Source organism: Thermosporothrix hazakensis (assembly GCF_003253565.1).
Taxonomy (GTDB): domain Bacteria; phylum Chloroflexota; class Ktedonobacteria; order Ktedonobacterales; family Ktedonobacteraceae; genus Thermosporothrix; species Thermosporothrix hazakensis.
This window is the reverse complement of the sequence record NZ_QKUF01000001.1, coordinates 669071-683626: the sequence shown is the minus strand read 5'-3', so window position 1 is coordinate 683626 and position 14556 is coordinate 669071. Positions and strand designations below refer to the sequence as shown.

14 protein-coding genes and 1 pseudogene are annotated in these 14556 nt (G+C 52.8%); 8 read left to right on the top strand and 7 right to left on the bottom strand.

The genetic code is table 11. From position 1 onward, the window contains the following. Positions 1-651: 651 nt before the first annotated feature. Both rnpM and nusA read right to left on the bottom strand, forming a co-directional pair. Positions 652-981: an RNase P modulator RnpM gene (rnpM, locus tag EI42_RS02920; RefSeq protein ID WP_111318635.1), complete on the bottom strand. Its 330-nt coding sequence runs from the start codon at positions 979-981 to the stop codon at positions 652-654. Between the two features lie 13 nt (positions 982-994). Then, entirely contained in the window at positions 995-2116 is a 1122-nt protein-coding gene (gene nusA / locus EI42_RS02915; protein ID WP_111318633.1) for a transcription termination factor NusA, read from the bottom strand. A 430-nt stretch (positions 2117-2546) separates the two neighbouring features. On the opposite strand from nusA, the gene EI42_RS02910 reads away from it, so the two are divergent. Then, positions 2547-2993 carry a YccF domain-containing protein gene (locus EI42_RS02910; protein WP_211326004.1) on the top strand — a complete coding sequence of 149 codons (447 nt, stop codon included), beginning with the start codon at positions 2547-2549 and terminating at the stop codon, positions 2991-2993. 3 nt (positions 2994-2996) lie between these two features. Here the strand turns inward: EI42_RS02910 and EI42_RS02905 are convergent, their stop codons facing one another. Continuing rightward, positions 2997-3443, bottom strand: coding sequence for a GNAT family N-acetyltransferase (locus EI42_RS02905; RefSeq protein WP_170142306.1), 447 nt, complete (start codon positions 3441-3443; stop codon positions 2997-2999). 239 nt (positions 3444-3682) lie between these two features. On the opposite strand from EI42_RS02905, the gene EI42_RS02900 reads away from it, so the two are divergent. From EI42_RS02900 to EI42_RS34605, 4 genes and pseudogenes are all read left to right on the top strand, one after another. Beyond that, positions 3683-4828: an acyl-CoA dehydrogenase gene (locus EI42_RS02900; protein WP_111318629.1), complete on the top strand. Its 1146-nt coding sequence runs from the start codon at positions 3683-3685 to the stop codon at positions 4826-4828. Positions 4829-4907: 79 nt separating this feature from the next. Beyond that, entirely contained in the window at positions 4908-5795 is an 888-nt protein-coding gene (locus EI42_RS02895; RefSeq protein ID WP_111318627.1) for a class I SAM-dependent methyltransferase, read from the top strand. Next, a complete protein-coding gene (locus tag EI42_RS02890; protein WP_111318625.1) occupies positions 5783-6241 on the top strand; it encodes an ATP-binding protein in 459 nt (152 codons plus the stop codon). The genes EI42_RS02895 and EI42_RS02890 overlap by 13 nt, the downstream gene beginning before the upstream one ends. Positions 6242-6417: 176 nt before the next feature. Further along, a pseudogene (locus EI42_RS34605) lies at positions 6418-6826 on the top strand (ABC transporter ATP-binding protein); the annotation flags it as partial. A 44-nt stretch (positions 6827-6870) separates the two neighbouring features. On the opposite strand, the gene EI42_RS02875 reads toward EI42_RS34605, so the two are convergent. After that, positions 6871-8205, bottom strand: a complete 1335-nt coding sequence (locus EI42_RS02875) for a hemolysin family protein (protein WP_111318619.1) — start codon at positions 8203-8205, stop codon at positions 6871-6873. A gap of 447 nt (positions 8206-8652) precedes the next feature. On the opposite strand from EI42_RS02875, the gene EI42_RS02870 reads away from it, so the two are divergent. The 3 genes from EI42_RS02870 to EI42_RS02860 are packed head-to-tail and all read left to right on the top strand — an operon-like array spanning position 8653 to position 9793. Next, the gene (locus EI42_RS02870; RefSeq protein WP_211326002.1) at positions 8653-9057 is read left to right on the top strand and encodes a hypothetical protein; all 405 of its coding nucleotides are present in this window, start codon (positions 8653-8655) and stop codon (positions 9055-9057) included. After that, entirely contained in the window at positions 8990-9382 is a 393-nt protein-coding gene (locus EI42_RS02865; protein WP_211326001.1) for a hypothetical protein, read from the top strand. The genes EI42_RS02870 and EI42_RS02865 overlap by 68 nt, the downstream gene beginning before the upstream one ends. A gap of 3 nt (positions 9383-9385) precedes the next feature. After that, positions 9386-9793, top strand: coding sequence for a GntR family transcriptional regulator (locus tag EI42_RS02860; protein ID WP_111318613.1), 408 nt, complete (start codon positions 9386-9388; stop codon positions 9791-9793). A gap of 301 nt (positions 9794-10094) precedes the next feature. Here the strand turns inward: EI42_RS02860 and EI42_RS02855 are convergent, their stop codons facing one another. The 3 genes from EI42_RS02855 to EI42_RS02845 form a co-directional block, all read right to left on the bottom strand. After that, positions 10095-12230, bottom strand: a complete 2136-nt coding sequence (locus tag EI42_RS02855; protein ID WP_111318611.1) for a 4Fe-4S dicluster domain-containing protein — start codon at positions 12228-12230, stop codon at positions 10095-10097. 232 nt (positions 12231-12462) lie between these two features. Continuing rightward, positions 12463-13428, bottom strand: a complete 966-nt coding sequence (locus tag EI42_RS02850; protein WP_111318609.1) for an electron transfer flavoprotein subunit alpha/FixB family protein — start codon at positions 13426-13428, stop codon at positions 12463-12465. Between the two features lie 24 nt (positions 13429-13452). After that, positions 13453-14238, bottom strand: a complete 786-nt coding sequence (locus EI42_RS02845) for an electron transfer flavoprotein subunit beta/FixA family protein (protein WP_111318607.1) — start codon at positions 14236-14238, stop codon at positions 13453-13455. Positions 14239-14556 lie beyond the last annotated feature (318 nt).

Genomic DNA, 14556 nt, shown 5'->3' with positions numbered 1-14556 from the left:
CTCCTATCATCTGCTGCGCCTTTAGGCGGCGGAAATCTCTCTTCACAGCCATGAAAAAGGTCTGTCACCCTTCTTCCTTCTCTTCAGCATTTTCTGTAGGAGAGGGGACAGACCCTCGTTGGTGCAGTGCCAGGCATGTTTTTAGTCTGCGCTCTCTGGCGTAGAGGCTATGCTTATTGAATCATAGCTGATCGCTCCGCAAACATTCGCTGATACAACTGCCCTGTAAAACGAGGGGCTGTGTCTCTAACAAGAGTAGAGATAATACAATACATTATTTCGTTTCAATTCTTGTCCGACCGATAGGTCAGAGCGTCGTATTGAAAACGTCCCTTGTTCTTTTTCGACCTTTGTTCTGCTGGAAAAGAAGGGACGATCAGAAAACAACCATCGAGTAGTGGCGGCCTTTTGTTTCCAGATGCCGGTACATTGCTATCTGTGTAAGAACGGTGTGAGACAATGTGGCAGCCAGCTCAGTAAAATCTTCTATCGGATAAGATATCCCATTTAGTATAGAATACTGATGCAACCTTTGCAAATGGCAGCAGAAAGCCGCCACTTGCAAGCGTTTGCGTATTACAACTGAATGATATACCGATACTACACAGTATACAGGTTTCGCGTGGTATTGTCTGAGGTTCTGGTACTTTTTTACGAGTTCGTGCTGCCCGTTGATACCGTTTGCTCTTTCGGTAGGGTCGCAATGAACTCGTTGAGCCCGGCTTTATCTTCTTCCGAGATGCTATCGACCTTGAGAACCTGCTCGATTCGTCTGGTTTTCATTGCCTGTTGCCAACAAGAGAGACGAGCGCACAGATACGCGCCTCGGCCCGACTTCTTGCCCGTCGCGTCGATCACGACCTTTCCTTCTGGCGTGCGCACAACACGCAGAAGTTCGCGCTTCGATTTGGTCTCGTGGCACGAGACACAGGTGCGCATTGGTATATGCTTCCGCGGTTTTGCCTGTTTCCCCTTTGTCATGCTGCTCCGCTCCCTATTTCTGGCTGCGAGAACGGCTTCGCTGACGGCGTGTTGTCACCGCCTCATCCTCAACCGGTTCCTCGTAGACTTCGCCCTCGGCTGGCTTCACAACATCTACCCGCCAGCCCGTCAATTTGGCTGCCAGACGAGCATTCTGCCCATCTTTTCCGATTGCCAGCGAAAGCTGACGTTCGGGTACCGTGACGATGGCAGTATGATCGGACTCGCGCAGCTCTACCTTCAGCGGCTTCACCGGGCTGAGCGAGTTGGCTACAAAAGTTGCCGGATCTTTATCCCACAGGATAATATCAATCTTCTCGTCGTTCAGTTCGCGCACAATATTATTGATGCGCGAGCCGCGTACACCCACGCATGCGCCGATCGGGTCCAGTCCTTCCTGACGGGAATGAACTGCCACTTTGGTGCGGCTTCCCTGCTCACGGGCAATTGCCATAATCTCAACAGTGCCTTCGTAGATCTCAGGCACTTCGGCTTCAAACAGACGTCGTACCAGATCTCGATGGGTGCGCGAGGCCAGAATTTGCAGGAGTCGTCCCTGAACCTTCCGAACATCATAAATGTAGACGCGAATACGCTGGCCCGGGCGGTAGCGCTCTGTCGGGACCTCTTCGCTGACTGGCATCAAGCCTTCGACCTTATCTACTTTATCAAGGTCAAAGTCGATGACCCAACCGCGGTTAGCGTCCTTTCGGGTGAGCGTGCCCAGGCGTATCTCTCCGACCCAGTTCTTGATCTGATCGTAGAGATGCTCATGCTCAGCTTCGCGAATGCGTTGTAAAATGACCTGTTTGGCCGTCTGGGTAGGGATACGCGCGAAGATGAATGAAGAATCTACGTCGACGAGTTGTCCGAGGGCTGCATTTGGGATTAAACGCTGTGCCTCTGCCAGAGAAATCTCTTCATTGGGGTCTGTGACCTGGGCAACGACGCGCTTTGACGCCCATACATGGACTTCACCGTTTTTATCAACCTCGATGCGTACATTCTCGCCTCCACCGAAGCTTTTGCGATAAGCCGCTAACAGGGCGTTCGCTACGGTCTCCATAACCACTTCGCGGGGTAGTCCCTTTTCGGCAATCAATTGTGCAATTGCCGCCTGAAATTCGCTCCTCATGTGCCTTACTCCTCCCGCTGGGTGCCCAGTGAAACTAGTTCAATTTGTTCGTGTGCAAAAAAAGCCTCTGGCAAACAGAAAAGTGGGGGGCACCCACTTTTCACAAAAACGCTACTCTATTCTGAAATAATTATAGCATGTAGATCGCTATTTGGCTAGTGGAAAACCTGTCTTTATCCGCCTCGATGTACATTTATCTTTTTCGTTCTCATGCTCGGAGTCGGGGGAATATCGGGAGCAAGAAGCTGCTTCTTCTTCGGGCTTGCGTAGTATATAACAGTCGGAACTTCCGTTTTATTCCTTTGTCTGTCTTTCGTTTATCTCTTGTAGAAGAGTGGTGACTGTATGTGGTAGCGATTTGTACCTGTTGTTTTTGAGAAAGTCTTCTTTATAATAAAAAAGAGGAATACGAATAAGAAAGAGCAGTTTTATGATGCAGCAACATCCGTTTGGACAAAGTCAGGTTGTGGTGACGCGGCAGGGCCCGGGATTTCTCTTGCGTGCGGCCTGGTTTCTGCTACTTGGCTGGTGGCTCGGGCTGTTCTGGCTCTGTGTCGGGTACCTTCTCTGTCTGACGATTCTTGGCTTGCCGTTTGGCCTGATCATGCTGAACCGCTTGCCGCAGGTGCTGACGTTGCGCCCTGTGACGCAACAGGCGCACGTAGTGGCAACCAGCGGCGGGGTGTTTGTGCATACTGGAGAGGTGTCGCAGCATCCTTTCTTGCTACGTGCGCTGTACTATTGTCTGATTGGTTTCTGGTTCGGAGCTCTCTGGTCCCTGGTAGCCTTTGTGTGCTGCATTACCGTGATTGGCTTACCGCTCGGGTTACTGATGTTTGATCGCCTGCCCGCCGTTATGACCTTGCGGCGCAACTAACGGTCACACCTCAATTGGTCGGTGCATCACGACATGAGGACCGATGCCAGGTAGCTCGAAAACCTCACCGAGCTGTTGAAACCCGTAGCGTTCATAAAAGCCTTTGGCGGTGATGCGCCCGTTACACCAGATCTCGCCGGGCTGCCCCTGGGCGGTAACATAGGCAATCAGAGCGGTAAGAATACGCCCGCCGATGCCCTTTCCCTGCTGCTCAGGGGCGACTGCCATCCCTCGAATCCGCCAGATATTCCGGTTGGTGGTGCCGTCTTGAGCCTCACGAAAGATTGAACCGATTCCTATTAACTGATCCTCGAAAAAACATCCTGCATGGAAGCTCGTTTCATCGGTATCATGTGGGTAGGCGCATGCTTCAAGCGCTTGATGGGGGCGAAGCACGCGCTGGCGCAGTGGGTAGGTTTCCTCTGCTGAAATAGAGCGAATCTGTAACATATGGGGTCTCCTGTAACGATAGAATAGGTTCAGTATAGCCTGGCGAACGGGGAAAGAAAAGCCTGCTGACAGAAGCCGTTCTGATAATGTGATATACTCCTGAATGAAGGATTCCAGGCAGGGAACAAAGAAGTCCCTTTTGCTTCGAGAAATCATGAGAGAGTGCGAAGAGCCGGTGTTACTGGCTGAGAGCGCATTTTCTGTTGACGCATCTGACGTCATGAAAGGAGTACAGGAGCATGGCTGTGATAACCGTCAGTGAAGACGAACGAGACTTAATAGCGGCGATCCGTGAGATTGCGGAGGAACGAGTTGCTCCGCGTGCCGCCGAAATAGATCACACCGGCGAATTCCCCTGGGATATGAAAGAGCTGCTTGCTCATCACGATATTTTGGCGATGCCTTTTCCCGAAGAGTATGGTGGCCTGGGGTCCTCTGAACTGGCGATTACGATGGCTATTGAAGAGCTTTCACGCTGTTGCGCTACTACTGGCCTGTTACTGGCTGTTCAACAGCTTGGCTCAATGCCGATTTTGCTAGCTGGCAACGAGAAACAGAAGCGTACCTATTTCCCGCGTCTGGCAAGTGGTGAGTGGCTGGCGGCCTTTGGTCTGACCGAGGCCGGCTCCGGCTCCGATGCGGCTGCAATGAAGACGGTCGCTGTGCGCCAGGGTGATAAGTATATTCTCAATGGTTCAAAGCGCTTTATCACGAATGGCGGCCTTGCCCAGGTCAACACTGTTTTTGCGATTACCGATCGCGAGAAGGGCACGCGCGGCATCAGCGCGTTTATTGTTGAGAAAGAGTATCCCGGTTTTTCTGTTGGACATGTTGAGGATAAGATGGGGATCAAAGGTTCTCAGACGGCTGAGCTGATCTTTCAGGATTGTGAGGTGCCCGCCGAAAATCTGATCGGTGAAGAGGGACAAGGCTTCAAGATTGCGATGATGACTCTGGATCGGACCCGGATTGGCATTGGAGCGCAGGCGCTTGGGATCGCCCAGGGCGCACTGGAGCTGGCAATCTCTTATGCCAAACAGCGTGTGCAATTTGGGCATCCGATTGCCGATAATCAGGGCATTCAGTTTATGCTGGCTGATATGGCAACAAAGGTTGAGGCCGCCCGTTTGCTTGTGTACAATGCTGCCGCGATGGTTGATCGAGGTGAGAAGAACTTTAGCAAGTATTCCTCGATGGCAAAGATGTTTGCCTCTGATGCCGCGATGGAAGTTACGAATGATGCAATCCAGATTCTAGGTGGTTATGGATACATGAAGGAGTATCCCGCCGAACGGATGATGCGCGATGCAAAGATTACCCAGATTTATGAAGGAACGAATCAGATCCAGCGTCTGGTAATCGCGCGGTCGTTGCTTGCCGAGTAAAGAATGCGAAACGCTGCGGGGTACAAATCGCCTCAGGCTGTTTGTGCCCCCTTTTGTTGAAAAGGGAGAAGGCTGGCTCATGGCATCATTTAATTTTGATACACTGGCACAAATCTATGACGCGACGCGGGGCTATCCTGAAGAAGTGGCCTGTCAGATCGCACAGAAGCTTGTTCGGCTCGCGGGCAAGCCCGAGCAGAAGAAATGGCTTGAAGTCGGCATTGGAACCGGCAGGGTAGCTATTCCACTGGCAGAACAAGGACTCTATTGTACCGGCATCGATATTTCCACTAATATGCTCGATCGGCTGGAGCAGAAACTGAAGCAACGTGGCTGGCAGGCTGTGGCATATCCCTGGGGAACGCTGGAAGATGAGCGTGTGGCCTCTATTCCCCGGGTGGTGCGCTATGAGCATCCTGAGCTGGTAGCGGCCTTGCGAGTTGCGCTTGCTGATATGACCGCAATCCCTTTTGAGTCAGGCTCGTTTGATGTGCTCCTCGCGATTCATGTCTTCCACCTTGTTGATGGCTGGCAACAGGCGGTACGGGAGTGTTTACGTGTGCTGCGTCCAGGCGGAGTATTTCTGCGTGCCTGGGATGAGTCGGTTCCTTCGGATATCAGCAAGATTGCCGAGACCTTCTGGCGCATGGTTGAGGAGCGTGGCGGCAAGAAGAGCCTTCAGGCATTAGAACAGAAGCCTCAAGTTGATGCCTTCCTTGAAGAGCTTGGCTGGCATTCAGAGGAGGATAGTTCATTTACCTGGGTGCAGGCAACAACGCCTCGCCAGGAACTGGAATCATATCTTCAACGGCAATGGTCGTCGCTCCGGCGGATTCCCGATGAGATCTTTCAAAGCGTGATCGGACCGCTGGAAGAGTGGGCCTACTCTTACTATGGGGAAGGGATCGACACTGTACGCAAGTGTGAGGAGCGCTTTGTTGTGAGCCGGAGCGTATGGAAGTCGTGATTCTGATTGGTTTGCAGGGTGCGGGGAAAAGCACGTTTGCGCGTACTGTGCTTCAGCCTGAGCCAGAGACATGGACCTATATCAGCAAGGATCTGTTCCCGAACAATCGACGGCCCGCGCGACGCCAGCATGTGCTGCTGGAAGAGGCACTTCGCGAGGGGCGCTCTGCGCTTGTCGATAATACCAATCCGACGAAAGACGATCGCGCTGATGTGATCGCGCTTGGGAAGCAGTATGGTGCTGAGATCATCGGTTACTGGTTCACTGCCAATCTCAAGAGTTGTCTGAAGCGGAATCAGCAGCGCAGTGGTCGCGCGCAGGTGCCTGATGTCGCCCTGTTCAGCACCGTGAAGAAGCTGGAACCGCCAGCATATAGTGAGGGCTTTGATGCCCTCTTTTGTGTGCAGACAAATAGAGATCTCACGTTTACCGTTTCCCCTCTTTAGCCGCTGGAATACTTCGTTCGCTGTATAGTATACTGACCGATGCAATTGGTTTTTTCGTCTTCCCCTGAAAAAGAATTACGCTGGAAGGGGCTTTTTTGCTTTTTCCTGGATGAGATCTTTCCCCTCTTCAGTCTCTGTAGATCGTTGTCTGTTTTTGATCCCTGTTTTCCCCTTTTACCGAACAAGATAATATTCTTCTTGGCCCGCCGCTAGAGCAGGATCGTCTAAAACGGGCGGTTCACGCGGCGGTGATGGAGCATGATGTTGTTGGCCTTGAAACCGGGCTGGCGACCCCTGTTGGGGTGAGAGGTGTCAAGCTATCAGGGGGCCAGATCCAGCGAGCGGCTCGTATGTTTGTGCGAGATGCTGAGTTGCTCGTCTTTGATGATCTCTCAAGTGCGCTGGATGTCGAGACGGAGCAGACATTATGGGAGCGGCTTTTTGAGCAAGCACAAACAACCTGCCTTGCGTCGCGCTGATCATATTCTGGTGCTGAAGGCTGGGCAAATTGAGGCTGAAGGAACGCTGGAAGAGCTACTGACACAGAGCAGTGAGATGCAGCGCCTCTGGTTCGAGACAGACTGACGAAAGCGGTTCCCGCAAACATATCTCTTGCGGGAACCTTTCGGTTATGAGGTTGGCTGTTTGTCTGTGGCCTCGGGAGCCGTCTGACGAATCAATACTTTGTCGATGCGGCGTCCGTCCATATCCATAATTTCGATTGAGATATTATCGATGGTCAGTTTATCGCCCACCGCCGGGATTTTCCCCATATGGGTAAGGATCATGCCAGCCAGTGTCTTGTACTCGACCTTCTCATCGGGCACGGGGGGCATATTGAACTTTTTCCTCACAAGTTCTTGATCGATCATTGCATCCACAAGCCAACTGCCATCTTCACGCTGAACAAAACCGCTTTCTTCTGGCTGGTCATACTCATCCTGAATCTCGCCAACCAGCTCTTCAAGCAGGTCTTCAAGCGTTACCAGACCGGTTACCTGACTGTACTCATCGATGACAATTGCCAGATGGATGCCTTTGCTGCGGAAGGTTTGGAGCAGATCATCAACGTGCTGATATTCTGAGATAAAGAAGGGCGGACGCGCCAGCTTGACCAGATCAACCGGTTCATCCTTTGAGCGGGCTCGCAGCAGGTCTTTTGCATACAGTACGCCGACAATGTTATCGAGCGTCTCTTCATAGAGCGGCAGGCGCGTATAGCCCGAACTGAGGAAGGTTTCAATCACGGAGTCAAAAGGCGTACCAACCTCAACGGCAACGATCTCTGTGCGTGGTACCTTTACTGAGCCGACCGAGCGATCAGTGAAGCGAAACACGCGATTGATGAACTCTTCTTCGCGGCTCTCAACGGTTCCGATCTCTGCTCCCTCACGTGCGAGGTATACAATATCCTCTTCGGTGATCTCCTGCTTACGCGCTGTCTGCTGACCGACCAGGCGCAGTACAATGTTAGCTGTCACTGTCAGGAAGGCAACAATTGGGCTGGCGATAATCGAGAGGCGGCGCATAATTGGGGCTGCAATGGTGGCGATTTTTTCGGCCGATTGCAGGGCGATACGTTTGGGAACCAGCTCACCGATCAGCAGCGAGAAGTAGGTAATCAGTACAACAACAATGCCGAGGGAAATCGGGGCGGCATATGGTTTCGTGGATGGGAACACCTGAACCAACCAGCGAGATAACCAATCACTGATACTCGCGCCTCCATAAGCCGCGGAGAGCGTACTGATCAACGTGATACCCACCTGAACGGTTGCAAGGAAACGGTCCGGGTCTTCTGCAAGGTTAAGCGCCTCCTCAGCGCTCTTCTTCCCTGCGTTTGCCTGTTGTTGCAGACGACTGCGCCGCGCCGAAACGATTGCAATTTCGGAGGCGGCGAAGAAACCGTTTGCCAGTATCAAGACAAAGATGATGATAACCTCTACTATAGGGAAGCCGGGCATGTGCTTTTACGTCCTTTATTTGATATTCCAGTGTTATGCTTGAGAATCATGCAGTTATCTTATGGAGTATATTCTAACATAGCCTGACAGCATGTGAAAACGCCAGTGACGATAGGTTTTGCTTTTCGCAAGCCTCAACCTGCCAGGATTTGATCTTCTTCCCTTTCAACTGTCTTAACCTATTGATACGGTTTTACGTTGTACAACAGGTTTGATAGCTTCAATGGAGAAAGAAGTATGTCTGTGAATCTTTTTCTCATAGCCGGTATATTCCTGATTGGCAGTATCATTGCCCTCTTTATGGGATTACGTACATGATTTACTCCTCAGATGCAGTTCTCTCTAAAAACAGGAGCTAGAGGAATGGAATCTTCCACAAGGGCAGTATTCCATGCAGGTGCTTATGAGACGGGTAACTGAGATATGGCAGGCCATTTTCTCTTCACTATGGTTTGGGCTGGCTGGCTCTGCATGGCGCTGGCTCTTCTCATGCTGGCATGGAAGTCTGAACAGATGCTATACTCGGAACTACTCTATCTGGAACTTGTCCTGTTTATGGGGGGTGGATATGGTGTCGGGGTGCTTGTCGGAATCATACGCGTACGCAAATTGAGCCGCTCGGCTGTTGCCTATAGTGATCTGCATCGGCGAAAGGTAACCGATATCCGTTCAGTGCTGTTCCCTCTGCTCATTGGGGCTCTGATCGTCTATACGATCTTGCTCACAGTGCTCTATCTGCCCTATTTGAAGTCAGGAGCAGAGCTGAATGCGGGGGTTCTGGCATGTGCCATTGTACGGCTGGGGCCTGGTGCTGATCCCTGCCGGGATGCTGCTTCTTGTGGGGCTGGTTGAGCTCCTGATCTCCTTGATTGTGCGTGGGGCTCGTTTGAATCTGACGCCTGATCCACAGCAATCTCGCCGTCTGGATGACTGGTTGCGGCATCGCTTGATCGCTGCTCTGACTGGACAGGAGTTCCTGCTTCTCTCGGGCCTGTTGGCAGCACAATGGCGTTTGCTGGTGCAGAGTGAAGGGATAACCGTGCCGGATTGGCTCAGCGTGATAGGGGTGGCAACCTGGTTGATCTCACTGGTTCTGTTACCTGTCAGTTGTCTCTTTGTGCATCTCTTTCGTAGAGGGCTTGGTGGTCGGCTGACGGATGGAAGCAAAAAGGAGTAATTGATGATGGACTCATTGCCACTTCTCGTCATTCATCATGATAGTTCAGTCGCACCCTATGAGCAACTCAAAGAGCAATTGAGAAGGGTGATAGCATCGGGCAGCATGCGGGCCGGAGAGAAGCTTCCACCTGTTCGTCAATTCGCCCGAGATCTGGGTCTGGCTCCTAATACAGTCGTGCGAGCATATCGGGAACTCAAGGAAGAAGGTTGGATCGAGCTTTCTGTGGGAAAACGAGCGAGAGTTGTATCTGTGCCGCCCGTGCTGCCCCTGGAGGAGCGGCAGCAACGACTGAGCGAGGCTGTGCGTGAGCTGCTGATTTCCACACAGCAGCTCGGGATCTCGCTAGAAGAGCTCTATGCTGAAATCGAGCATCAGGTTCAGTCCTATAATCCGTCTGCAAGGAAGTAGCGTTTTTCTAGCCTTCGGCAAATCTTACATAAGACAATTTTGAAGAGGAGATAGAATCCGGGCGAAAAAAGACCATATGCGCGTTCGTCTGACGTGAATTCGGCTGTAATTCTGAGCAAAGGGCAGTGGAAGTGGCTTCCCGTATACTGGATACTGAAAGCGATACACGAACCGGACAAGAAGCATAATCCTTTGTTTCTGTTCGTAACTAGCCGCTCAACATGGGGAAGCAGAAAGCCGCCGGAGCAGGGACGTCCCGGCGGCTTTCTATTGTTTCTGTTCGTCTTTGGGCTATCTGGCTCTAGATGGTAGCAGGTCTTCTGTTGGATGTCTCTTTCTGGTCGATTGCTTGAACCAGAATCTCCGAGATATCCTCAACCTGAAGCTTCTCCTCAGCCTCAACGCCTTTGATGCCATCCTCAAACATAGTGATACAGAAAGGACAGGCAGCAGCCAGCACCTCGGCTTTGGTGTCCAGGGCCTCGTTCACGCGGGTCTGGTTGATGCGCTTGCCTATCTTTTCCTCCATCCAGGCTCGCCCGCCACCGCCGCCACAGCAGAAGCTCCGATTGCGGTTGCGCTGCATCTCAACGATGCCATTATTGTTCAGTACAGTCAACACGCGGCGCGGCTCATCGTACACATCATTGTAGCGACCGACATAGCAGGGGTCATGATAGGTGAGCTTGCGCTTATCAAAACCCTCAGGAAGCTCAAGCTTGCCATCTTCTACCAGCTTATTGATGAACACGGTATGGTGGACCACATCGTAATCACCACCGACCTGCGGGTACTCATGCTTGATGGTGTTGAAGCAGTGGGGGCAGGCGGTAATAATCGTGCGATGTTTGGGAGGGCCTGCGTGCTCGTCTGCGGGTGGCAGCGACTGATTGAAGCCGTAGCTATTGAGCGTCTCCACGTTCTGTTGCGCTTGCATATACCACAGATATTCGTGGCCGATGCGGCGTGCGGGGTCGCCCGTACAGCTTTCTTCAGGGCCAAGAATAGCAAAGTTGACCTTTGCGGCTTTGAGCACCTTTGCAACCGAGGTTGCCACCTTCTTGTTGCGCTCATCGAATGAGCCCATACAGCCAACCCAGTAAAGTACATCGGCATCGGGATTCTCAGAGAGCAGCGGAATATCCAGGCCAGCGGCCCACTCGGCGCGTTTGTCGTTACTGATCTCCCAGGGATTGCCGTTGCGCTCGATATTGTTAAAGAGGGAAGTAACCTCTTGCGGGAACTCGCTTTCCTCCATCACGAGGCTGCGGCGCATGTCAACGATTTTGGGCACATGCTCGATCGAGACCGGGCAGATCTCCATACAGGCCATACAGGTCGTACAGGCCCAGAGCGCCTCTTTTGAGATGATACCGCCAACCATTGGTTTATGATGAGCTGCCTGCTCATCTGCCGTCTGATCTTCCTTCACGGCAGCGGTTCCATATTTGTCGTAGATCGTCTCGCGGCCCAGGATCTCACCGCTGCGGACAAAGAGAGCCTCTTTGACGCCTAGAATGATCTCTTTCGGGTAGAGAGGCTTGCCGGTATTGGTGGCAGGGCAGACCGTGTTACAGCGACCACACTCCGTACAGGCATAGCCATCGAGGAGCTGTTTCCAGGTGAATTGCTCCACCTTCGAGACGCCATAATCCTCTCGCTCTTCCAGATTCTCGATCGGCGGGAGTGCGCCCTTCGGTTTATAGCTCTGGAAGAAGACGTTAAACGGTGTTGCCAGCAGGTGCAGGTGCTTGGAGCGTGGCAAATAGATCAGGAAGGCAAGCACGATCAGGACATGAACCCACCAGAGAAAGCGATAGGCGTTGATACTGGCCTGATCTCCGGCCAGACGGAACAGCGGGTAGAAAAACTCACCGAGTGGGGTCCAGGCCGTACCGTGTGTGGCGCTATACTCGAAGCCCTCGACCAGGGCAAGGGTCAAGATAACCAGAAAGATCAACCCTAGAATGATATAGCCATCCCAGGGGCCATGCAGGAAGCTTTGCAGTTGTTTGGGATGAAACACTGCGCGCCGGATAGCAAAGATGACCAGGGCCGCGAATACCAGAACGAGGAAGCTATCAAGAATCCAGGCGAACACATGACTCTCACCGACGAATGGCAGCGAGAGATTGAATGCATTCAGTATGAGATCCAGCAACCCGATCTGGATCACGATAAAGCCCCAGAAGGTAAAGAAGTGTGCTATTCCAGGGATAGGGTCGCGCAATACACCGCTCTGCCCGAGAACGCCTTGAAAGATCGAGCCGATTCGGTCATCGATGCGGTCGAAGCGGTTTTCTGGACGCGCTTTTACCAGCAGCATAACCAGCTCGCCGGCTCGCCAGGCAAAGAGCCCCAGGGCTGCAACCAGTACGACAAGAAACAGGGCGGTGCCGAGCCAACCCCCGGTAGGTGAAATCGGTGGGGGCGTCATGGTATGGAACCTCCGTCTAGACTTCGGACGGGCGGTTTTCGGAATGCTTTCGCGAGAGCATCGGTCGCCCGTACAAAAGCGCTCAGTCCTCTTTTTCAAGAACTCTCTTCACGACGCCTGGCGACCACCCCGAAAGCGGGGAACGCGTCAGCATCGTTGGTGACGTGGGTAAAAAGTGCTTGTAGAGGGTACCTTTCTCTCTGGAAAGGCACCCGCATTGTCACAGAAGCGACTACGCTTTGCGTTTCTTCACTTCCTCTGTCAGTTGGGGCAGAATGGTCAGCGCATCGCCAACCACGCCAAAATCTGCCACTGAGAAGATAGGCGCATTCTCGTCTTTGTTTATGGCAACGATAAACTTTGAGCCTTTCATTCCTGAGAGATGTTGAATCGCGCCGCTGATGCCCGCTGCAATATAAAGCGTTGGCTTGACGGTCTTTCCCGTCTGGCCGATCTGATAGCTATAGGGGAGCCAGCCAGCATCGACAATGGCGCGTGTTGCTCCGGGAGCGCCTCCAAGTGCTGCCGCCAGCTCTTCAACCAGATGATAATTCTCGGCTTTACCCAGGCCACGACCGCCACTGACAATCACTGCGGCATCTTCGAGGGCTGGTCCTTCACTGGCAACCTCGACCGTATCGATGACCTTGATCGCCTGGGCTTCGGTGCTGATTGTGGTCGTGAGCGTCTCAACTTCAGCGGTGCGCCCTTCGTAGCGCTCCAGTGCGAAGGCCTTCGGACGGACCAGCACAATACCGGTTCCCTGATAGGGATGAGTCGCGGTGACAAGATTCTCACCACCCCAGGGCACAGTGACCTTCAGGCCATCATTCTCGAAGTTCAGATCAGTGGCGTCGGTAATCAGGCCGATATTGTTGCGAACCATCAGGCGTGCAGCGATATCGCGCAGGTTATAGGTGGTTGCCAGCAAGAGTAGATCGGGCTGATGCTGCTTGAGAAGATTACTGACTGTCTCAACGGCGGGCAGGGTCAGATATGTGTCATAGGTTTCATCGGCGTGGACATAGACCTTCTCAGCTCCGTACTGCCCAAGTTCCGGAGCGATCTCTGCTGCGGCTGCACCAAGCACGATCGCTTCTGCACGGCCCAGTTTTGCAGCTTTCCCGAGCACTTCCAGCGAAGAGCGGGCGGGCTTTCCATTTTCGAGTTCGATCAGAACCCAGATTGTGTGTGCCATCTGCTATTCTCCTTTCGCTGGTTCCTAAAGCAACTGGTACCGCTGCAAAAAGTCAGCGATCTGCTGAGCCGCAGTGCCATCGTCCTTGATAATCTGTCCTGCCGCACGGGCCTCGACCTGACCAATGCTCAGAATTTTCTCGCGGGCTCCCTGCTCACCTACCTGCGCCGCGTCAAGACCCAGATCCGCCAGCTTCAACTGACTGAATGGCTTGCGCTTTGCACTCATAATACCCTTCATGGTCGGGTAAATAGCCTCAAACGAGCCACTGGCGATGGTGACGACAGCGGGCAACTGACATTCAACGGTTTGATAACCGGACGGAATCACGCGTTTGATGACGGCTTTCGTGCCTTCTACCTTGATTTCGCGGGCAAAGGTGAGCTGAGGAATGCCCAGAAACTCCGCGATTCCACCGGGTACCATGCCGGTATAGCCATCGGTACTCTCGGTCGAGCAGAACACCAGATCCGCCCCCTCTTTTTGGATGACGGAGGAGAGGACGCGAGCCGTTGCCAGCGCGTCAGAACCTGCCAGCGCGTCATCTGTGACCAGAATGGCGCGGTCGCAGCCCATAGCCAGGGCGCGGCGCATGCCTTCCTGAGCGGAGGCGGGCCCCATGCTCAACGCGATTAATTCGCTGTTACCAATGGTGTCACGAAGTTTGATTGCCGCGGAAATAGTACTCTCGTCGCCAGGATCGAGAATGAGGGATACGCCTGTGCGTACGAGTCGTTTGGTGTTCGGGTCCAGTTTACTGACCGTGGTATTTGGGTCAGGCACCTGTTTTATACAGACAATAATCTTCATCGTTTCTGCGCCTCGTCTATTGTTGATGTAGGACGTGGGAGACAAGGAAACCGCGTTGTTTCCTTCGGTTATACTATTGTACCTGTCTGAAAAAGAACGTGTCAACGTTGCTAGCTAACGCGCGAAGATGGGAATAACTCTGCCTTTTTCTTTCCCGGCGTTTGTGGAGAAGGAAGAGGGGTATTTTCTTATATCCATGAAGATCACTCCGAAGCGGAATCAGAAGCGCTGGTTGGAAGAAAAGAGGAAGTGTCCCACTTCCAGAGCCATACTCGGGTGGGCTGTTTGTTGCAGGAAAGGAGGAGGTGTTATCCTGGT